The sequence below is a fragment of the Nonomuraea composti genome (assembly GCF_012034275.1).
Taxonomy (GTDB): Bacteria; Actinomycetota; Actinomycetes; order Streptosporangiales; family Streptosporangiaceae; genus Nonomuraea; species Nonomuraea composti.
Genome location: NZ_JAATEP010000001.1, coordinates 243,889 through 262,809, shown reverse-complemented (window position 1 = coordinate 262,809; position 18,921 = coordinate 243,889). Strand labels below are relative to the sequence as shown.

Genomic DNA, 18,921 nt, shown 5'->3' with positions numbered 1-18,921 from the left:
GCCGCCGGTCCCGGCGCGGCGCCCGCGGGCGGCTACTCGGCCGGGATGACCGAGCCCTCGTACTTCTGCTTGATGAAGTCCTTGACCTTCTGGTCCTGCAGCAACTTGCCGAGCGTGACGATGTTCGGGTCCTTCTCATGGCCGGCCTGCACGACCAGCCCGTTCACGTACGGGTTGCCGGCCGTCTTCTCCAGCACCAATGCCTGGGAGGCGGGCTTGAGCCCGGCCTCGATGGCGTAGTTGCCGTTGATCACCGCGGCGTCCACGTCCTCCAGGGAACGCGGGAGCTGGGCCGCCTCCAGCGGCTTGAACTGCAGCTTCTTCGGGTTGCCCGTCACGTCGCGCTCCGTGGCGGCGGTGCCGGCACCCTCCTTGAGGGTGATCAGGCCGTTGTCGGCGAGCAGCTTGAGCGCGCGGCCCAGGTTGGTGGCGTCGTTCGGGACGGCGACGGTGGCGCCACTGGCCAGCGCGGAGACGTTCGTGATCTTCTTGGAGTAGAGGCCGAGCGGCTCCAGGTGCACCGGCGTGACGAAGCTCAGCTTGGTGCCCTTGGTGGCGTTGAAGTCGTCGAGGTACGGCTTGTGCTGGAAGAAGTTGGCCGTGAGCTGGCCCTCGTCGAGCTGCACGTTCGGCTGCACGTAGTCGGTGAACTCCACGACCTCCAGCTTGATGCCGGCGGCGGGGGCCAGATTGTCCTTGACGAAGTTGAGGATCTCCGCGTGCGGCACGGGGCTGGCGCCGACCTTGACGACGGTGTCGGCGCCCTCGGCGGCCGGCGTCTCGGTCGCGGACTGCGACGTGCCGCATGCGGCGAGCGACAGAGCCAGCGCGACGGCACCCACAAAACGGTGAATTTTCATGATTTTTCCTTACTTATGCGATAGGCGCCGAGCGACCCAGTCGCCCAGGCTCTGCAGGAGTTGCACGATCACGAGCAGCAGCACGACCGTCACGATCATGAGGAGCGTCTCGAAGCGCTGGTAGCCGTACCGGACGGCCAGGTCGCCCAGCCCGCCGCCGCCGAGCGTGCCGGCCATGGCGGAGTAGCCGATCAGCGCGACCACGGTCACGGTCAGGCCCGCCACCAGGCCCGGCAGCGCCTCGGGCAGCAGGACCTTGCGCACGATGGCGGTCCTGCTCGCGCCCATGGCCTGGGCGGCCTGCACGACGTCCGTGCCGACCTCCCTGAGCGCGGTCTCGACCAGCCGGGCGAAGAACGGCACCGCCCCGACGGTGAGCGGCACCACGAACGCGGCCGTCCCGATGGTGGTGCCGACGACCAGCCGGGTGAACGGGATGATCGCGATCATCAGCACGATGAACGGCAGCGACCGCCCGACGTTGACCACGAACCCGAGGCCCGACTTGAACGCCGGCAGCGGCCGCAGCCCGTCGCGGTCGAACACCACGAGCGCGACGCCCAGCGGCAGCCCGAGCAGCACGGTGAACAGCGTGGACCAGCCCACCATCTGGGCCGTCTCCACGGTCGCCGGCCACAGCAGCGGCAGCATCTCGTCCCAGGTCACGGCGCCTCCTCCACCATCGCGCCGGCTTCACGCGGGTAGTCCCGGCTCACGGCGCCTCCTCCACGATCAGACCGGATTCACGCAGGTACGCCAGCGCCGCGGGAGCCTCGGCGCCGTCCAGCGCCACCCGCAGCCGGCCGACGGAGCCGCCCGACAGGTCCTCGATGGAGCCGCCCAGGATGCTCAGGTCCACGTCGAACTTGCGCACCACCTCCGACACCACGGGCTGGCGCGGGTCGCCGGTGAACGTCAGCGTCACCGAGCCGGCCGGCGCGGGCTCGGGCAGCGGGAAGATCTCCCTGGTCAGGCGTGAGCCGGGCGTCCTGATGAGGTCGGCGATGGCGCCGGACTCCTCGATGCGGCCCGCCGCCATGATGGCGACCGAGTCGCAGACGCTCTTGACCACGTTCATCTCGTGGGTGATGAGCAGGATGGTCAGGCCCAGCTCCGTGTTCAGCCGCTTGAGCAGGGCGAGAATCGACTGGGTGGTGGCCGGGTCGAGCGCCGAGGTGGCCTCGTCCGACAGCAGCACCGACGGGTTGCCGGCCAGCGCCCTGGCGATGCCGACGCGCTGCTTCTGGCCGCCGGAGAGCTGGTGCGGGCGGTCCTTGCCGCGCCCGTCGAGGCCGACCAGCTCCAGCAGCTCGCCGACGCGGCGCTCGCGCTCGGCCCTGGGCACGCCCATGATCTCCAGCGGGAAGGCCACGTTCCCGGCGACCGTGCGCGAGGACAGCAGGGCGAAGTGCTGGTGGATCATGCCGATGCGCTGCCTGGCGCGGTTCAGGTCGCGGTCGCCGAGCGCGGTCAGGTCCTGGCCGGCGACGGTGACCGTGCCGGCGGTGGGGCGCTCCAGCAGGTTGACGCAGCGCAGGAGGGTGCTCTTGCCGGCGCCGCTCTGGCCGAGCACACCGTAGATCTCGCCTTCGCGCACGTGCAGGTCCACGCCGTCCAACGCGACGGTCGTGCCGTACTGCTTGCGCAGGCCTGAAGCCTGGATCACTGGGATTCCCCATGACTGTGGGCGGCCGGGGCCGCGGGAACGTACATCACCGGAGGGAGGAAGGGGCTGCGGCCTTCAGCGGGTGCCCGGGTGGAAGGGCAGGTGGCTCAGCCTGCGCAGCACGAAACCGGGTGTGATCATGGCGACCTTCGAGGAGAACGGGCGGACGGACTGTGCTCTAACGGGCCGGCATTCGCCCCATACGCATGCGTCGACACGCGGTCCCGCCCATGGGGGCGCCGCGGCCGGTCACGTATGCCTCGTTCACGCCGTTGCTAACGCCAGGGGAAGATCCCTGTATTCCTGATCTGTTTCGTGATCTGCGTCACTGATGGCTCCGGCGAGCCTGTGAACACCTGGCCGCACCCCGTCCCCGCGGGATGCGAACGCCCACCGCTCCCCGTCCCGGCGGGCATGCGGACGCCCGCCGCTCCCCGTCCCGGCGGGCATGCGAACGCCCCGCCGCACCCCGGGAAGGAGGGGTGTGGCGGGGCGGTGCCGCCGGCGTCACGCCGCCACGGTGGTGGCGACCTTCGCCGGGGTCAGCGCGATGTCGAGGACCTCGCGCACGTCGCTGACGGTGTGGATGGTGAGCTCGTCGCGCACCTCCTGGGGCACGTCGTCGAGGTCGGGCTCGTTGCGGGCCGGGATGAGGACGGTGGTGATGCCCGCCCGGTGCGCGGCCAGCAGCTTCTGCTTGACGCCGCCGATCGGCAGCACCCGCCCGGTCAGCGAGATCTCGCCGGTCATGGCCACGTCGCTGCGGACCAGCCGCCCGGACAGGAGCGAGGCCAGCGCCGTGGTCAGCGTCACGCCCGCAGAGGGGCCGTCCTTCGGCACGGCGCCCGCCGGGAAGTGCACGTGCACGGAGCGGTCCTTCAGCGCGGTGACCGGCAGCTCCAGCTCCGCGCCGTGCGAGCGCAGGTAGGACAGCGCGATCCGCGCCGATTCCTTCATCACGTCGCCGAGCTGGCCGGTCAGGGTCAGCCCCGTCTCGCCGGTCTCCGGGTCGGCCAGGGACGCCTCGACGTACAGGACGTCGCCGCCCGCCCCGGTGACGGCCAGGCCGGTGGCCACGCCGGGCACCGAGGTGCGCTGCTTGGCCTCGGGCAGGGACGACTCGGGCACGAACCGGGGCCGCCCGATGTAACCCACCAGGTCGTCCTCGCCCACGGTGACGGGCAGCTCGTCCTTGGCCGCCACCTTGCGCAGGATCCGCGCGACCGAGCGCTCCAGCGAGCGCACGCCGGCCTCGCGGGTGTACTCGCCGGCGAGCTTGCGCAGCGCCGCGTCCTCGACCGTGACCTCCTCGGCGGTCAGCCCGGCCAGCTCCAGCTGCCGGGGCAGCAGGTGGTCGCGGGCGATCGCGACCTTCTCGTCCTCGGTGTAGCCGTCGAGCGTGACGACCTCCATGCGGTCGAGCAGCGGCCCGGGGATGGCCTCCAGGACGTTGGCCGTGGCCAGGAACAGCACGTCGGACAGGTCGAGCTCGACCTCCAGGTAGTGGTCGCGGAAGGTGTGGTTTTGAGCCGGGTCGAGCACCTCCAGCAGGGCGGCCGTGGGGTCGCCGCGGTAGTCGGCGCCGACCTTGTCGACCTCGTCGAGCAGGACGACCGGGTTCATCGAGCCGGCCTCGCGGATGGCGCGTACGATGCGGCCGGGCAGCGCGCCGACGTAGGTGCGCCGGTGGCCGCGGATCTCGGCCTCGTCGCGGACGCCGCCGAGGGCGACCCGGACGAACTTGCGGCCCATCGCGCGGGCCACGGACTCGCCCAGCGAGGTCTTGCCGACCCCGGGAGGGCCGGCCAGGGCCAGCACGGCACCGCTGCGCCGGCCGCCCACCACGCCGAGGCCCTTGTCCTGGCGGCGCTTGCGCACGGCCAGGTGCTCGATGATGCGGTCCTTGACGTCGTCGAGGCCCGTGTGGTCGGCGTCGAGCACGGCCCTCGCGCCGGTGATGTCGTAGTTGTCTTCCGTGCGCTCGTTCCACGGGATGTCGAGGACGGTGTCGAGCCAGGTGCGGATCCAGCCGGTCTCAGGGGACTGGTCGGGGGTCCGCTCCAGCTTGTCGACCTCCTTAAGCGCGGCCTCGCGCACCTTCTCCGGCAGGTCGGCCGCCTCGACGCGGGCCCGGTAGTCCTCCTCCTCGCTCTCGGTGGAGTCGCCGTTGAGCTCCTTCAGCTCCTTGCGGACGGCGGCGAGCTGCTGGCGCAGAAGGAACTCGCGCTGCTGCTTCTCCATGCCCTCCTGGACGTCCTTGCGGATCGTCTCGGCGACGTCGAGCTCGGCGAGGTGCTCGCGGGACCACTCGATCAGCCTGGCCAGCCGCTCGGCCGGGTCGGCCTCCTCCAGCAGCTCGACCTTCTGCGCCGTGGTCAGCCACGGCGTGTAGCCGGAGCTGTCGGCCAGCACCGACGGGTCGTCGATGGTGTTGACCTGGTCGACCACCTGCCAGGCGCCGCGCTTCTGCAGGATGGTGGTGGCCAGCGCCTTGTACTCCTTGGCCAGCTCCTGGGCGCGCTCACCGGCGGCGACCGTGTCGATCGTCTCGGCCTCGACCCACAGTGCGGCGCCGGGGCCCGTCGTGCCGGTGCCCACCCGCACCCGGTTCACGCCGCGCACGACGGCGGCGGGCTCGCCTCCCGGCAGCCTTCCGACCTGCTCGACGACGGCCTGGACGCCGATCGCGCCGTAGCGGCCGTCAATGCGGGGAACGAGGAGGACCCGTGGCTTGTTGCCACCGGATGCACGGGCCGCGTCGATGGCAGCGCGCACCTCGGAGTCGGACAGGTCCAGCGGAACCACCATGCCCGGCAGGACGACGGCGTCGTCCAGCGGCAGGACCGGGAGGATCAAGCTCTCACTCATGCGAACTCCAAAGGGTTGAGTTATACCGGCTCAACTCATTGGAGCCCGGGACTGTTCCCTTCCTTGCCGATGTTCGCTCACGGCGATCGTAATGTTGTAAGCGATACCTGAGGGTGAGGGAACATCAGACCCTGGTGTGACGACCGGCCGCGGTCGCGCTCCTAAGCTTGACCAGGTGATCCTCGTCCAGCGCGCCCGCTCACTCGGCCGGTCCCTCACCCGCCGCCGCCCTTGGAAGGGCGCGCGGAAAGGGGCCCAGGAAGGAGTCCAGGAAGGGGTCCAGGAAGGGGTCCAGGAAGGGGTCCAGGAGGAAGCGCGGAAGGGTGCCGGGGAATCAGCGCAGGAGACGGCGCGGGAGGCGGTGCGGGAGACGGCGCGGGAGGCGGTGCGGGAGGCTTCGCGGGAGACGGCGCGGAAGCTCTCGCGGGAGAGTGCGTGGGAGAGGGTCCTGGGCGCCGGGCGGGCGCTCGGGCAGCCGTTCGCGCTGGCGTTGTTCGAGGGCGACGCCGACCCGCCGCCGGCCGCGCGCCGGCTCACGTTCGAGGTGCCGCGCCGGCTCAGGCCGCTCGTGCCGTTCACGTCCTACAGCGCCGTGCAGGCCGCCGACCTCGTGCTGGCCTTCATCCTCTACGGCCTCATGCTGAGCATGGGCTTCGACTGGAACGACACCGCCGGCCGCGTCAGCGCGGCCAACCCCGCCGTCCACGGGCCCGTCCCGGTGATCTTCCTGTACCTGGCCGCGATCGGCGTCTCACTGCCCGTCGCGCTGCGCGACCGGTGGCCGCTGGCGGCCTGGCGGGTCGCCGCCGTCATGGCGCCCATCATCATCTGGGCGACCGGTTCGGTCGGCCGCACCGAGCCGCCCTACCCCATCATGGCGATCATCATGTACCTGCTGGTCCTCTACTCGGTCGCGGTGCGGTGCGAGCGCCGCATCGTGGCGGGCGTGTGGGTGCTGACGGTGCTGGCCGTCTGGATCGTCCATCCCGACTCGATGTTCCTGTCCTCGATCATCGCTTCGGTCGCGGTGCTGTTCGGCTACAACGTGCGCGCGCGGCGCATGGCCACGAGCCGGCTGGCGGAGGAGGAGCGGCGCACCCGGCAGGCGGAGGGCGCGCAGGCGGTGCTGGAGGAGCGGGCGCGCATCGCCCGCGAGCTGCACGACGTGGTGGCGCACCACATGTCGGTGATCGCGATCCAGGCGGAGGCGGTGCCGCTCAAGGCGGCCGGTGACGCGGCGCAGCTCGAAGCGGGCCTGGCGGAGATCAGGGGGCTGTCGCTGGAGGCGATCGCGCAGCTGCGCCAGGTGCTCGGCGTGCTGCGCGACTCGCAGGGCCGCACCGACACGGCGCCGCAACCCGGGCTCGACCGCATCGACGAGCTGGTCTCCAACGCGCGGGCCGCCGGGCTGGCCGTGGTGGTGAAGCGGTCCGGCTCGCTCGGCGGGCAGTCGCAGGCGGTGGAGCTGTCGGCGTACCGGATCGTGCAGGAGTCGCTGTCGAACGTGATGCGGCACGCGCCCGGCGCCACCGTCGTGGTGGAGATCACCCGCCGCGGCGGCGAGCTGCGGCTGCGCGTCGCCAACGGCCCCGGCACCGGCCCGCGCGAGGCGTCCGGCGGGGCCGGGCAGGGGCTGGTGGGGATGCGGGAGCGGGCGGCCTTGCTCGGTGGCAGGCTGGAGGCCGGGCCCACCGGCGGCGGGGGTTTCGAGGTACGCGCGACGTTACCGATCACGGAGAGGGAGAGCGCTTGATCCGGGTGCTGATCGCCGACGACCAGGGCATGGTGCGCACGGGGTTCACGGTGTTCCTGAGCGGCCAGCCGGACATCGAGGTCGTGGGCGAGGCCGCCGACGGGCGGGAGGCGGTCGAGCGGGCCGCCGAGCTGAGCCCCGACGTGGTGCTCATGGACGTCCGCATGCCGGTCATGAACGGCCTGGAGGCCACCCGGGAGCTGATGGCCCGGCAGGGCACGGCGAAGGTGCTCATCCTGACGACGTTCGACCTCGACGACTACGTCTACGAGGCGTTGCGGGCGGGCGCCAGCGGGTTCCTGCTCAAGGACGCCTCGGCCGCGCAGCTCGCCGAGGCGGTCCGGGTGGTGGCGGCCGGGGAGGCGCTGATCGCGCCCGCGATCACCAAGCGGCTGATCACCGAGTTCGCCCGGATGGGGGCGCCGCGGCCGGTGACGGGGCGGCGGCTCGACGAGCTGACCGAGCGGGAGACCGAGGTGCTGAGCCTGGTGGCGCAGGCGCTGTCCAACCAGGAGATCGCGGAGAAGCTGTTCGTGGCCGAGCAGACGGTCAAGACGCATGTGGGGCGGGTGCTGATGAAGCTGGGGCTGCGCGACCGGGCGCAGGCGATCGTGTTCGCGTACGAGACGGGGCTGGTGCGGCCGGGCGAGTGAGCGGGCGTGCCGGGGTGGCCCGGCCGCCGGACTTTGACGGCTCAGCCGCAGCGGACGCCGGAGCCTCGGTGGCTCAGCCGGAGCGGACTCCGGGCAGCAGCTCGATGCGTACGGACTCGCTCTCCGACAGCAGGACGACCCGGCCGAGGCCGCGCCGCCACTGGTCGTACGTCATCGCCGGCACGAGGTAGTGCTTGCTCTCCCGGCTGAGCAGCAGGCGCAGCCCGTCGTAGCGGTAGCGGTACATGCCCTTGGGCAGGTCGGTCCTGGTGACGCCCACGGCGTTGAGTGCGAGCTGGTCCTTGGCGAAGATCGAGACCTGCGTGCGGCGGGGCAGGCTCTCGGCGAAGGCGCGCGCCGCCTCGGCGCCGCGGACCTGGGCGAACAGGGCGGCGCTCCAGAGCAGGCACAGGATGGCGACTCCGGCCGCCATGATGAACGCGACCCGCCCGAGCGGCCGCTCGCGGAAGAGGGCGACCAGCATGGGCAGGCCGCACGCGATGAGCAGCAGGATCAGGATCGTGTTGACCGAGCCGCCCGCCAGCGCCACCGCCGCCAGCACCAGCCCGAGCGCGGTCGCGCCCGACCCGGCACCGCCGAGCAGCCTGCGCCGTAGGGCGACGTCGCGGCGCAGGCCGGCCGCGAGCACGACGAGGGGCAGCACGACCAGCCAGGGCAGCACCTCGGGGCGGAAGAGGTTCAGGCCGCGCAGGGCGTACTCGTCGAGCCGGTAGCCGATGGCGGAGGCGTCGAGCTGGAACAGCTCCAGGTAGCTGTCGGTGTAGACCCAGCCCACGTAGATGATGACCGTCGCGGACGAGGTCAGCAGGAAGGTGCTCAGGGCGATCGGGTCGATCGTGGCGGCGGTCCGCGCCGGGGCCGCCGGGCCGGACGGGTTCTCGCTCACGTGTCTCCGGGCTCGGGCGTCGGCTGCTCTTCCGGTTCGGGGGTCGGCGACTGCTTCTGCCCGGGTTCGGGGTTCGGTGGTTCCGGCGTTTCCGGCGTTTCGGTCGGGGCCAGCGGTCCGGTCAGCCCGGTTTGCGGGGTCTCGGACGTGCCCACCGTCCGGGGCTCGGTGAAACGGCCGCGCGGGCTGTGCCCGGTGTCGAGGCTGGGACAGGCCGCCGCGACGACGTCGCCGCCCCCGGCCGGGCACGCCGCCGAGGATCCCTTCTTCGGCCGCTTCTTCTTCACCGTCGCCGAGCCGGACGCACGCGGCCCCTCGGCCCCTTGCCCGATGGAGCTGCTCGCCGGGTCTCCGGCGGGGCCGGACGGCTCGCTTCCGCACGCGCCCAGCGCCAGGACCGCCGCGATGCCCAAGGCCGCCGCCGCCCCGGCCGTCCGGTGGTCGATGTTCATGGTGGGCTCCCCCCGTGATGACACAGAAGTCATCACGTTCGGCTGCCGGTTCGTTACAGAGGATGATCATGCGCGCGGTTTGTCGTACAGTCGGCGGATGGACCCGGTTGAGCTCTTCCATCAGGTGGCGGCCACCGTGCCCGCCTACGGCAGGTTCCTCGCGGAGCATCAGGTCGATCCGGCGCAGGTCGTGACGTTCGAGGACTTCGCGCGGCTGCCCATGACGACCAAGGACACCTACACCCGCCGTCACCCCCTCCCCGACCTGTGCAGGAACGGCGTGATCGGGGACATGATCGCCGTCTCCTCCGGGTCCACGGGCGTGCCGTCGTTCTGGCCGCGTTCGGCGGCGGACGAGCGGGTGATCGCCGACCGGTTCGAGGAGGTGCTCGGCGGCTCGTTCGGCGCCCGGGAGCGCCGCACGCTGGCCGTGGTCTGCTTCGCGCTCGGCACGTGGGTGGGCGGCCTGTTCACCGTCGCCTGCTGCCGCCACCTGGCCGAGCGCGGCCTGCCGATCACCGTGGTCGCCCCCGGCACGGACCGGCGGGAGATCGCGCGGGTGCTGCCGGAGCTGGCGCCGTACTTCGAGCAGGTCGTGCTGCTGGGCTATCCGCCGTTCCTGAAGAACGTCGTCGACACCGAGGACCTGCCCTGGGCGAGCTGGGACGTCAAGCTGGTGACGGCGGGCGAGGTGTTCAGCGAGGAGTGGCGGACGCTGGTCGCCGAGCGGGCCGGCATCGCGGACCCGGTGCGCGGCATCGCCTCCCTGTACGGCACCGCCGACGCGGGCGTGCTCGGCAACGAGACGCCGCTGTCGGTGGAGCTGCGCCGGTTCCTGTCGGCCCGCCCGGGCACGGCCAGGGAGCTGTTCGGCGAGTCGCGGCTGCCGACGCTCGTGCAGTACGACCCGGAGGTGCGCTTCTTCGAGGAGCACGAGGGCACCCTGCTGTTCTCGGGCGACAACGGGGTCCCGCTCGTCCGCTACCACATCGCCGACGATGGCGGCGTCATCCCGTACGAGGAGCTGCTGGGCTTTGTCCGGCGGCACGGCTTCGAGCCGCGCGAGGACGGGCCGCGGCGGCCCTTCGTGTACGTGTTCGGCCGCTCGCACTTCACCGTGTCCTACTACGGCGCGAACATCTACCCGGAGAACATCGCGATCGGCCTGGAGCAGCCCGGGGTGAGCGAGCGGGTGACGGGCAAGTTCGTGCTGGAGGCGGCCGAGGACGAGCGGCGCGACCGGCACCTGACGGTGACGGTGGAGCTGATGCCCGGGGAGAAGCCGTCCGAGGAGACCGCCCAGGCGGTCGGCGCGTCGATCCTGGCCCAGTTGCTGCGGCTGAACAGCGAGTTCGCGGCGTACGTGCCGGTGCCGCGGCAGGCGCCGTTCGTCCGGCTGCGCGAGGCGGGCGACCCGGAGTACTTCCCGCCGGGCGCCAAGCACCGTTACACCCGGTAGGGGCGGGGCCGCGGGCCCAGAGTTTTCCCTAGTGCGACCCCTGAGGCGGGTGCGCGCCCCGGGGCCTACCGTCGGGTGGGCGGACCCGACGGAAGGGAGCAGGTGACGCCTCATGCTGGATGATCTCGGCCGGATGTTCTCCTGGCTGGTGGCGGCCCTGGTGCGGCCGGTGTCCGGGTTGTACGGCGAGTTCGACCTGCGGCCCGGCGACCGGGATCCGGGGCCGGGGCGGCCCGCCCGGTACGGCGGCGCGGACCGGCCCGGCGTGTCCGGCACCACGCACGTCCGTGACCTGCACCGGGACCTGCGGGAGCTGGGTTTCCTGCTCGCGCCGGAGGAAGCGGCGGAGAACGCTGCGGCGGACACTGCGGCGGACACTGCGGCGGACACTGCGGCAGACACTGCGGAGGACACTGCGGAGTTCACGACGGCCACGTGGCTCGCGGTGATGGAGTTCCAGCGGTACGCGTCGCTGTCGGACGCGGCCACCGAGCGTGCGCCGCGCGCGGCGACCCTCCTGGACGAGGTGCCGCCCGATGCCTCCCTCCTCCACGTGAGCGCCGCTTCCGCCTTCCCGCCGCGGGGGCCGTTCCGGGTGCTCGCGGGCGAGGAGATCATGGAGGTCACCGCCGTCACCACCGCCCGGACCATCGGGACGGACGCCGCGCTCAAGGTGACGCGCGGCGTGGAGGGCACGGCGGCGGCCGCCCACGCGCGGGGCGCGGAGGTGGCGCTGATCCGCTGGTCGGACCGGCTCGTGCCGGTGCACGCCCCCTTCTACGAGCGGTACGCCGACCCGGTCACGGGGGTCGTCAACGCCTGGACCAGGTTCGTGCTGCGCCGCTGGAAGGAGGGGCGGCGGCGCTGCCCGATCGTGGTGGAGGCGTGGGAGCTGCGGGAGGGCCGGCCGGACCGCCTCCACACGATCCCCGCCGCCGAGGGCCGCCCCGCCCGCCGGGCCGGGAACGTCTGGGGCGCGCGCGAGGTGACCGCCGCCGGGCCGCGCCTGTACGTCCGCGACCTGACGAGCACGTGGCGGCGCCCGTCCCGCCCGCCGATCGTGCCCGAACGTCCGGAGCTGGACGTGACCGGCGACTACCGCGTGCTCGGCGACTACGCGGGCCCGCGGGCGTGGCCGGAGTTCGGGCACACGTGGCGGCCGGAGGGCGAGATGCTGCCCGAGCACCTGCTGCCCGCCACGGAGCCGGGCGGGTCCGGCCCCACGCTGGGGCACCTCATCGAGGCGGGCGACAGCGTGGGCGATAAGGCGGCGCTCGGTACGTACAAGGTGGTGCGCGCGGTCAGCGAGGTCGAGGCCATCGGCTACTTCGACTGCATGAACGCCTACGACCGGGCGTTCGTCTCGCTCGGCCCGTGCCACTGGACGGCCGGCCTGGCCACCGGCCCCTCCCCCGCCAGCGCCGTGGACGAGGGCGAGCTGTGGGGCTTCATCGCGTATCTGAAGGCGACGGACCGGTACGCGTTCGCCCAGGCCGTGGGCCGGTTCGGGGTGGACGTCGGCACGGAGTGGGGCCAGGACGGCGCGGCGCTGTTCGAGCCGGGCCAGCGCAAGTACACCGGCCGCCCCGCCCTGCCCCGCGAGGGCGGCGGCCGGTACGAGCTGGGCAAGGTCGAGGAGTACGACCTGTTCCGCGGCTGGCACTGGTTCTACCGCCTGCAGATGGCCGGCCGTACCGTGGACGGCTTCCGCCGCGCGATGTGGGACATGGCGCGGCTGCGCCTGCGTGACGTCGGCGAGACGCCCTGGGACGGCCCGGCGGGGCCGCCCGCCTGGACCGTCCCCGGCCCGGACGGCCCGCGCCCGGCCAGGATCAAGGACGTGATCACCTCCGAGCGGGGCATGGCGATCGTCTACCGCTGGCACATCAGGGCCCCGGCGAACATGGTGTCCGCCGGCCCCGCCTCGGAGCCGCCCGAGACGAGGAGGATCGGCCGCGCGGGCCCCGTCCTGCGGGCCGCGTGCGAGGCCGCGATCAGGCAGGAGCCGGGCCTGTTCACCGGCTCGCCCGACACCTGGGGCGACGCCGCCGAGCAGGCGCTGGTCGCGCACCTGCGCGCCCAGGGCGGGGCCTCCGTCGAGTACGTGCACGAGTGGCCGCGCCAGGTGTCCGCGAGCCGCGGGTTCACGCTGCCGTACGAGCTGCTGCCCGACCACGGCGACGGCCGCCGGCTCGACCCGGCGCGAGGCTCCTTCCACCTGGACACGCGCGGCCTCCCGCCGCCGCTCCAGGAACCCTGAGCTCAGGGCTCGCGGCGGACGGCCACCAGCGCGACGTCGTCCTCGCGCACCCCGAACGCGCTCAGGATGCGGTCGGCGAAGTCCTCCAGGTCGTCCTCGACGACCTCGGCGAGCTTCCTGGCCTTCTCCAGGCTCTCGTCCAGCGAGATCCTGCGGTCCTCGACGAGCCCGTCGGTGAACAGCAGCAGCGTGCCGCCGGGCGGCAGCTTCAGCCGGTCCACCGTGTACGTCTCCGGCAGCGCCCCCAGCAGCAGGTTGCCCAGGTTGTGGTAGGTGCCGCCGGGCCCGGCGAACAGGGGCGGGATGTGGCCGGCGTTGCCGATCTCGACCTCCCCTGTGGCCGGGTCGATGAGCATCAGGCAGAGCGTGGCCGTCATGCGCGGGTGGTAGCGCCGCATCATCTGGTTGAGCAGGTCGAGCGAGGCGCTGAGGTCGGCCTGCCCGATGAACGAGGCGCGCATGGCGTGCCGCAGCTCCGCCATGACGGTCGCGGCGTGCAGCGAGTGGCCCTCGACGTCGCCGATCGCCACCAGCACCCGCTCGCCGATCGGCAGCACCTCGTAGAAGTCGCCGCCCACCTCGATGTTGTCGGCGGCCGGCTCGTAACGCATCGCGACGCGCAGGCCGGGCACCTGGGGGATGCGGGTGGGCAGCAGGCTGCGCTGCAGGGTCAGCGCGATCGCGTGCTCCTCGGTGTAGGCGCGCAGCGCGCCGACGGCCAGGGCGAGCTGCTGGCCGAGCTGGCGCAGCAGGTTCACCTCGTCGGCGTCGAGCGGCGGGTCGCTCTCCACGCCCAGGTAGACGGGCGCGCCGGAGTTCTTCGTCCGGCACAGCACGCCGGTGGTCTCGCCGTCGAAGCGCACGTCCGGCACGAGGTCGCGCCACTCCCGCGCGTGCAGCGTGAACACGTGGGCGCGCTGCGTCTCCCGCTGCACCATCCCGCTCAGGCGGTGCAGCAGGTCGGGGCCGGCCGTGTGGGTCGTGGCCCGCTCGCCGGGCCGGGCCCGGTAGCGGCGGGTGCGGCCGTCGGGCAGCAGCACCAGCGTGCCGCAGTAGCGGCCCAGCACGCCGGCCGCGCCCTCCACGGCGACCGACAGCAGCGCGTCGAACGTGTCGGCCTCGTTCATGCGCAGCGTCACGTCCGCCAGCCCCGCCAGGCGCTCGGCCATCCGCTCGGCCCGCCACCGAGCCCGGTAGTACCGCAGCATGGCCTCCACCGTGGCGGAGAACTCGGCCGGCTCGATCGGCTCGGCGAGATAGGCGTCGGCGCCCCGCTCCAGGCCCTCGGCCCGGTCGGCCACGGTGATGGCGTTGGCCGACACCTGGATGACGGGGATCGAGGCGGTCGCCGGGTCCGCCTTGATGCGCTCGCACACCACGTGCCCCGGGATGTCGGGCAGCCGCACGTCGAGGATGACCAGGTCGACGTGCCGTGCGGCGAGCGTGGCCAGTGCCTCCTCGCCGCCGCCCGCCTCGACCACCTCGTGGCCGGCGCGGCGCAGCCAGCTCGACAGGATGTACCGCTTGGTCGGCGTGTCGTCCACCACCAGGACGGTCGCCGTCTCGCTCACACCCGCTCCCCCCTCGCCCTCCGGACGGCCTGGAGCAGGTCGTCCCTGCGCAGCCCGTGCTTGTCCAGCACCACCATGTCATCCGGGGCGCGCTGGGGGGCGATCGTCACCACCACCACGGGGATGTCCCGCAGCGCGTCGTCCTCGGCCATGCGCTGCAGCAGCACGTTGCCGTCCACGCGCGGCATGAGCAGGTCCACCAGGATCACGTCGGGCCGCTCCGCCGCCATCGCTTCGAGCGCGGCGGCGCCGTCGGCGGCCTCGTCCACGTGCGCGGCGAAGCCGTGCAGCATGCGGCGGGCGGTGGCGCGGAAGACCTCGTCGTCGTCGGCGATCAGCACCCGCTCCAGCTCCGGCGGGCCGCTGTAGTGCGGCAGCCGCAGCGTGGCCGTGGTGCCCTCGCCCTCGGTGCTGGTCAGCTCCAGCGTGCCGCCCAGCGTCTCGGCGAGCCTGCGCGCGTACGGCAGGCCGATGCCCGTGCCCCTGGACCTGACCTGGAGGGAGCCCGGCACCTGGTAGAAGTCCTCGAACACGCGGGTCAGGTGCTCCTGAGGGATGCCGATGCCGGTGTCGGTCACCGTGATCACGGCCTCGTCCTTGGCCTCGTCGAGGCGGGCCTCCAGGCGTACCTCGCCGCTCAGCGTGAACTTGACCGCGTTCGACAGCAGGTTGCGCAGGATGCGCAGCAGCATGCCCTCGTCCACGTACAGCTCGGCGACCTCGGGCGCCACCTCATGGCGCAGCTCGACGCCGGTGCTCGCGCTCGTCGGGCGCAGCATCACGTGGAGCTGGTCGGCCATCCGGACGAGATCCACCGCCGACGGCTGCGGGTCGAGGCGGCCCGACTCGGCCTTGGCCATGTCGAGCAGCTCGCTGACGAGCTCCAGCAGCGTCTCGGTGGAGGTGCCGATGAGCCGCACCTGGTGCGCCTGCTCCTCCGTCATGGGGTCGCCGCCCGGGCCGATCAGCAGCCTGACCAGGCCGATGACGGAGTTGAGCGGGGTGCGCAGCTCGTGGCTGACCGTCGCCCAGAACCGGTTTCTCGCCTCCTGGGCCTCCCTGAGCCGGCTCGACTTCTCATCCAGCTCGGCGTACAGGGCGACCACGCCCCGGTTGGTCTCCTCCAGCTCGGCCGAGAGCTGGTTGTACATCGCCATCACGCCGGTGTTGGTCTCCTGCAGCTCGGCATTGAGCCGCAGGACGTCCTCCAGCGTCTCGGCCAGCTCCCTGTTCTGCTCGCGCAGCTCGTCGAGGGCGGAGACCGGGGAGAGCGCGGCCAGCTTCGCGCGGATCTCCGCCACCGACGCGGACGTCCTGCGCGGGCGCAGCCGCTTGGCCAGCGTCACGCTGCCCTCGCCGACCGTGATCTCGTCGACCAGCCGGCCCGCCAGCCTCAGGCCCTCCAGCGCGGACACGTCGGAGCGCTTCGAGTGCTCCAGCCGGATGAGAAGGTGGCGGTCACCGAGCATGAGGACCGCGCTGGAAGCGTTGCCGAAGAGCTCGCGGCCGGCCTCGCTGAGCGCCGTCGCCACCCGGATCTGGTCCTGTGGCTCCAGGCCGGCCAGCTCGGCGGCGGCCCTGCCGATGCCGCGCAGGACGAAGACGTCCTGGTCGGTGTCGAGCCGGACACGGACGAGCTCGGCCGCTTCAGCCTTGTCCATCGCTGTTGGGCTCCCCACCGGCTCGGTCCTGTTGACGGTTCGGTCGTACCGTCACCACGCAGGCGTCGTCGCGCCTGCTGCCCGCCTCGCGCATCAGCCCGGCGGCGATCACGGCGGGCGTGCGGGAGAACAGCCCCGGAAGGAGCGACGGGTCCCACCGCTCCGTCAGCCCGTCGGTGTGCAGGACGACGGTGGCGTAGGCGGGCAGGTCGTAGGTGTACTGGCGCAGCCGGCCCCCCTGGTGCCCGGCGATGCCCGGCACCGACACCATGCCCTGCCGGCCCTCGGCGTGCGTGATCCAGCCGGAGACGTTGCCGAGCCCCGCGTAGCTCACCTGGCCCGGCTCCACGCGCGCCACCGCGACCGCGCCCCCACGGGTCGCCCTCATGCCGGCGTGCAGGCGCGCCACGATCTCGGCCGGCTCCAGGTCGCGTACGGCGCCGAACAGCTCGGCCGCCCGCTGCGTGGCCTGCGCGGCGATGAGGCCGTGGCCGAGCCCGTCGCTGACCAGCACCGTCGTGACCGGGCCCGACTGCGCGATGACGAACCCGTCACCGCACACCGTCTCCTCGCCGATCGGCCTGGTCAGGCCGCTGGCCCGCAGCGGCGGCGCGGGCGGGCGGCCGGTGAAGTGCATGGCCAGCACCGTGCCCTTGCCCGGCAGCGAGTGCACGTCGTAGCCGGTGGCGATGCGGGAGATCGCGCCCAGGCCGATGCCCAGCGTGCCGGAGGTCGAGTAGCCGTCGCGCAACGCGCGCGCCACGTCGGCCATGCCCGGCCCCCGGTCCACCGTGATCAGCTCCACCGTGGTCGCGGACTCCGGGTGCGGGCGCACGATGACGGTGCCCTCCATCGCGTGCTTGACGAGGTTGGAGACCGCCTCGCTCACCGCCACGGCCGTCTGCCCGATGAGCACCTGGTCGAAGCCCGCCGCCTCGGCCAGCTCGACGGCCTTCCTGCGGACCGCGCCGACCGCGCTGGGGTCTTCGGCGCGGACCCAGGTGGTCATCGGGACCACTTGGTCACCGTCACGGTGGTGCCCTTGCCCGGCTCGGAGACCAGGTCGAACTCGTCGACCAGCCGGCGCGAACCGCCCAGGCCCAGCCCCATGCCGCCGCCCGTGGTCCAGCCGTCGGTGAGCGCCTGCTCGATGTCGGGGATCCCCGGCCCCTCGTCGGTGAAGATCAGCTTGAGGCCGCGCCTGGGGCCGTTCGTGACGATCTCGATGCGGACGTCACCGCCGCCGCCGTACACCAGGGCGTTGCGCGCCAGCTCGCTGGCCGCTGTGACGATCTTCGTCTGGTCGACGAGGGACAGGCCGATCTCGACGGCCACGCTCCTGACGAGCTGGCGGACGCCCACGACGTCCGCGCTGCCGGCGATGACCACCTCCCGCTCGCCGCTCACGGGGTGGCGCTCCTGATGTGGTCGAGTAGCGCCACCCCTTTCTCCAGGTTGAGCGCCGTACGGACGCCGCCGAGCGACAGCCCGAGCTCCACCAGCGTGATCGCCACGGCGGGACGCATGCCGACCACGACGGTCTGCGCGTCGAGCATGCCGCACATCGAGGCGATCGTGGCCAGCATCCGGCCGATGAACGAGTCGACGATCTCCACGGCGGTGATGTCGATGATGACGCCCCTGGCGCCGTGCTGGACGACCGCGTCGGCCAGGTCTTCCTGAAGGGCGAGCACGCCCTGGTCCTCCAGGTCGATCTGGATGGAGACGATCAGGATGTCGCCGAGCTTGAGGATGGGAACGCGCTGCACTAGACCCTCTCCGCCCGGATCACGACGCGGGCGTTGCCGCCGCCGCTCACCTCGATGCCGGCCCGCTTGAACGCGTGCGCCAGCGCGTCGGCCAGCGACGCCTTCGTCACGATGTCGCCGAACTCGATGCCGAGCGTGACGATGGTGTGCGCGATCTGCGGGCGGATGCCGGAGATGACGCACTCCGCGCCCATCAGGCGGGCCGCGACCACCGTCTTCAGCAGGTGCTGGGCGACCTGCGTGTCGACCGCCGGCACGCCCGTGATGTCGATCACCGCGTGCTCCGCCCCCGTCTCCACCAGGGTCTGCAGCAGCTTCTCCATCACCACCTGCGTACGGGCGGAGTCGAGCGTGCCCACCAGCGGCACCGCCACGATGCCCTCCCACAGCTTGACCACCGGGGTGGACAGCTCCAGAAGCTGCTCCGCCTGGTCGAGGATGATCTTCTCGCGGGCCTCGGCGTACGTCTCGAACGTGAACAGCCCCAGGTCGTCGATCAGCCGCGAGAACCAGACGAAGCCGCGCGCGGCCTCGACGCCCTCCGTGTCGGCCTCGACGATCTCGTACATGGCCTCCTTCAGGCCGAACACGGCCCTCGCGGTGTCGGACGGGGCGAAACCGGCGCGGGCCCGCGAACGGGACAGCTCGGCGAGCAGGCCCCGAACGTCCGCCAGGTCGTTCTTGCCCTCTTCCAGTGCGGCGAGCAGCGCCCGGTAGAGCTCCTTGAGCTCCTCGGACGGCGCGGAGGCGATCTCGGCCCAGCGACGGACGATCCGCTCCTCATGGGTGCGGAGCAGTTCTTCTATGCGTCGCCTGGCTACATCGGCATGAACGGACAAGGAACTCTCCAGAGAGGGCGGCTGGCAGTTGCTCGTATGCTAGTGCGGTTCCCCCGGTACCCGGGACTCCGATCAGATCCATCGCACTGGTCCTGGGGGGTGCGACTGTGGCTTCGATCCGGCCCTGCTGGGCCGGGTGGGCGGGGGCCGGTGCTGGCCGGGGGTGCTTTCTGTGGGCGGCGGCAGTGTGGTGCCGGGGCACT

16 protein-coding genes are annotated in these 18,921 nt (G+C 72.4%); 4 read left to right on the top strand and 12 right to left on the bottom strand.

The genetic code is table 11. The annotated features are described in order from the left end of the window. Positions 1 to 32 precede the first annotated feature (32 nt). The 4 genes from HCN51_RS01180 to lon form a co-directional block, all read right to left on the bottom strand. On the bottom strand, positions 33 to 860 hold the full coding sequence (locus HCN51_RS01180; protein WP_168005777.1) for a MetQ/NlpA family ABC transporter substrate-binding protein: 828 nt from the start codon (positions 858 to 860) through the stop codon (positions 33 to 35). Positions 861 to 869: 9 nt separating this feature from the next. Then, positions 870 to 1,526 (bottom strand): methionine ABC transporter permease, encoded by a 657-nt coding sequence (locus HCN51_RS01175; RefSeq protein ID WP_186404057.1) that lies wholly within the window; start codon positions 1,524 to 1,526, stop codon positions 870 to 872. Between the two features lie 46 nt (positions 1,527 to 1,572). Continuing rightward, positions 1,573 to 2,526: a methionine ABC transporter ATP-binding protein gene (locus HCN51_RS01170; RefSeq protein WP_080040754.1), complete on the bottom strand. Its 954-nt coding sequence runs from the start codon at positions 2,524 to 2,526 to the stop codon at positions 1,573 to 1,575. Between the two features lie 507 nt (positions 2,527 to 3,033). Next, on the bottom strand, positions 3,034 to 5,394 hold the full coding sequence (gene lon, locus HCN51_RS01165; protein ID WP_168005775.1) for an endopeptidase La: 2,361 nt from the start codon (positions 5,392 to 5,394) through the stop codon (positions 3,034 to 3,036). Between the two features lie 175 nt (positions 5,395 to 5,569). Here lon and HCN51_RS62045 point away from each other — a divergent pair, with 175 nt between their 5' ends. Together HCN51_RS62045 and HCN51_RS01155 are read left to right on the top strand one after the other, a co-directional pair. Beyond that, entirely contained in the window at positions 5,570 to 7,147 is a 1,578-nt protein-coding gene (locus HCN51_RS62045; protein ID WP_168005773.1) for a histidine kinase, read from the top strand. Continuing rightward, entirely contained in the window at positions 7,144 to 7,800 is a 657-nt protein-coding gene (locus tag HCN51_RS01155) for a response regulator (RefSeq protein WP_168005771.1), read from the top strand. Before HCN51_RS62045 ends, HCN51_RS01155 begins: the two co-directional genes overlap by 4 nt. 73 nt (positions 7,801 to 7,873) lie before the next feature. Here HCN51_RS01155 and HCN51_RS01150 read toward each other — a convergent pair whose 3' ends face one another. Both HCN51_RS01150 and HCN51_RS01145 read right to left on the bottom strand, forming a co-directional pair. Further along, positions 7,874 to 8,707: a hypothetical protein gene (locus HCN51_RS01150; RefSeq protein ID WP_168005769.1), complete on the bottom strand. Its 834-nt coding sequence runs from the start codon at positions 8,705 to 8,707 to the stop codon at positions 7,874 to 7,876. Then, positions 8,704 to 9,159 (bottom strand): hypothetical protein, encoded by a 456-nt coding sequence (locus tag HCN51_RS01145; protein ID WP_168005767.1) that lies wholly within the window; start codon positions 9,157 to 9,159, stop codon positions 8,704 to 8,706. The genes HCN51_RS01150 and HCN51_RS01145 overlap by 4 nt, the downstream gene beginning before the upstream one ends. Positions 9,160 to 9,256: 97 nt before the next feature. On the opposite strand from HCN51_RS01145, the gene HCN51_RS01140 reads away from it, so the two are divergent. Both HCN51_RS01140 and HCN51_RS57920 read left to right on the top strand, forming a co-directional pair. Continuing rightward, entirely contained in the window at positions 9,257 to 10,618 is a 1,362-nt protein-coding gene (locus HCN51_RS01140) for a phenylacetate--CoA ligase family protein (protein WP_168005765.1), read from the top strand. 112 nt (positions 10,619 to 10,730) lie between these two features. Further along, positions 10,731 to 12,878, top strand: coding sequence for a hypothetical protein (locus tag HCN51_RS57920; RefSeq protein WP_206066384.1), 2,148 nt, complete (start codon positions 10,731 to 10,733; stop codon positions 12,876 to 12,878). 2 nt (positions 12,879 to 12,880) lie between these two features. Here the strand turns inward: HCN51_RS57920 and HCN51_RS01130 are convergent, their stop codons facing one another. The 6 genes from HCN51_RS01130 to HCN51_RS01105 are packed head-to-tail and all read right to left on the bottom strand — an operon-like array spanning position 12,881 to position 18,718. Further along, positions 12,881 to 14,449, bottom strand: a complete 1,569-nt coding sequence (locus HCN51_RS01130; protein WP_168005763.1) for a SpoIIE family protein phosphatase — start codon at positions 14,447 to 14,449, stop codon at positions 12,881 to 12,883. Continuing rightward, a complete protein-coding gene (locus tag HCN51_RS01125; RefSeq protein ID WP_168005761.1) occupies positions 14,446 to 16,110 on the bottom strand; it encodes an ATP-binding response regulator in 1,665 nt (554 codons plus the stop codon). Before HCN51_RS01125 ends, HCN51_RS01130 begins: the two co-directional genes overlap by 4 nt. Further along, complete coding sequence (locus tag HCN51_RS01120; RefSeq protein ID WP_168005759.1) at positions 16,097 to 17,119, bottom strand: ATP-binding protein; 1,023 nt, start codon at positions 17,117 to 17,119, stop codon at positions 16,097 to 16,099. The genes HCN51_RS01125 and HCN51_RS01120 overlap by 14 nt, the downstream gene beginning before the upstream one ends. Further along, positions 17,116 to 17,517: an anti-sigma regulatory factor gene (locus HCN51_RS01115; RefSeq protein WP_080040789.1), complete on the bottom strand. Its 402-nt coding sequence runs from the start codon at positions 17,515 to 17,517 to the stop codon at positions 17,116 to 17,118. The genes HCN51_RS01120 and HCN51_RS01115 overlap by 4 nt, the downstream gene beginning before the upstream one ends. Further along, complete coding sequence (locus HCN51_RS01110; RefSeq protein ID WP_168005757.1) at positions 17,514 to 17,879, bottom strand: STAS domain-containing protein; 366 nt, start codon at positions 17,877 to 17,879, stop codon at positions 17,514 to 17,516. Before HCN51_RS01110 ends, HCN51_RS01115 begins: the two co-directional genes overlap by 4 nt. After that, on the bottom strand, positions 17,879 to 18,718 hold the full coding sequence (locus HCN51_RS01105) for an STAS domain-containing protein (RefSeq protein ID WP_168005755.1): 840 nt from the start codon (positions 18,716 to 18,718) through the stop codon (positions 17,879 to 17,881). Before HCN51_RS01105 ends, HCN51_RS01110 begins: the two co-directional genes overlap by 1 nt. Between the last annotated feature and the right edge of the window lie 203 nt (positions 18,719 to 18,921).

Bases quoted from the DNA above. Each gene is read 5' to 3' on its own strand.
- HCN51_RS01145 (WP_168005767.1), bottom strand. From the start codon at position 9,159: ATGAACATCGACCACCGGACGGCCGGGGCGGCGGCGGCCTTGGGCATC.
- HCN51_RS57920 (WP_206066384.1), top strand. From the start codon at position 10,731: ATGCTGGATGATCTCGGCCGGATGTTCTCCTGGCTGGTGGCGGCCCTG.
- HCN51_RS01180 (WP_168005777.1), bottom strand. From the start codon at position 860: ATGAAAATTCACCGTTTTGTGGGTGCCGTCGCGCTGGCTCTGTCGCTC.
- lon (WP_168005775.1), bottom strand. From the start codon at position 5,394: ATGAGTGAGAGCTTGATCCTCCCGGTCCTGCCGCTGGACGACGCCGTC.
- HCN51_RS01125 (WP_168005761.1), bottom strand. From the start codon at position 16,110: ATGGACAAGGCTGAAGCGGCCGAGCTCGTCCGTGTCCGGCTCGACACC.
- HCN51_RS01120 (WP_168005759.1), bottom strand. From the start codon at position 17,119: ATGACCACCTGGGTCCGCGCCGAAGACCCCAGCGCGGTCGGCGCGGTC.
- HCN51_RS01140 (WP_168005765.1), top strand. From the start codon at position 9,257: ATGGACCCGGTTGAGCTCTTCCATCAGGTGGCGGCCACCGTGCCCGCC.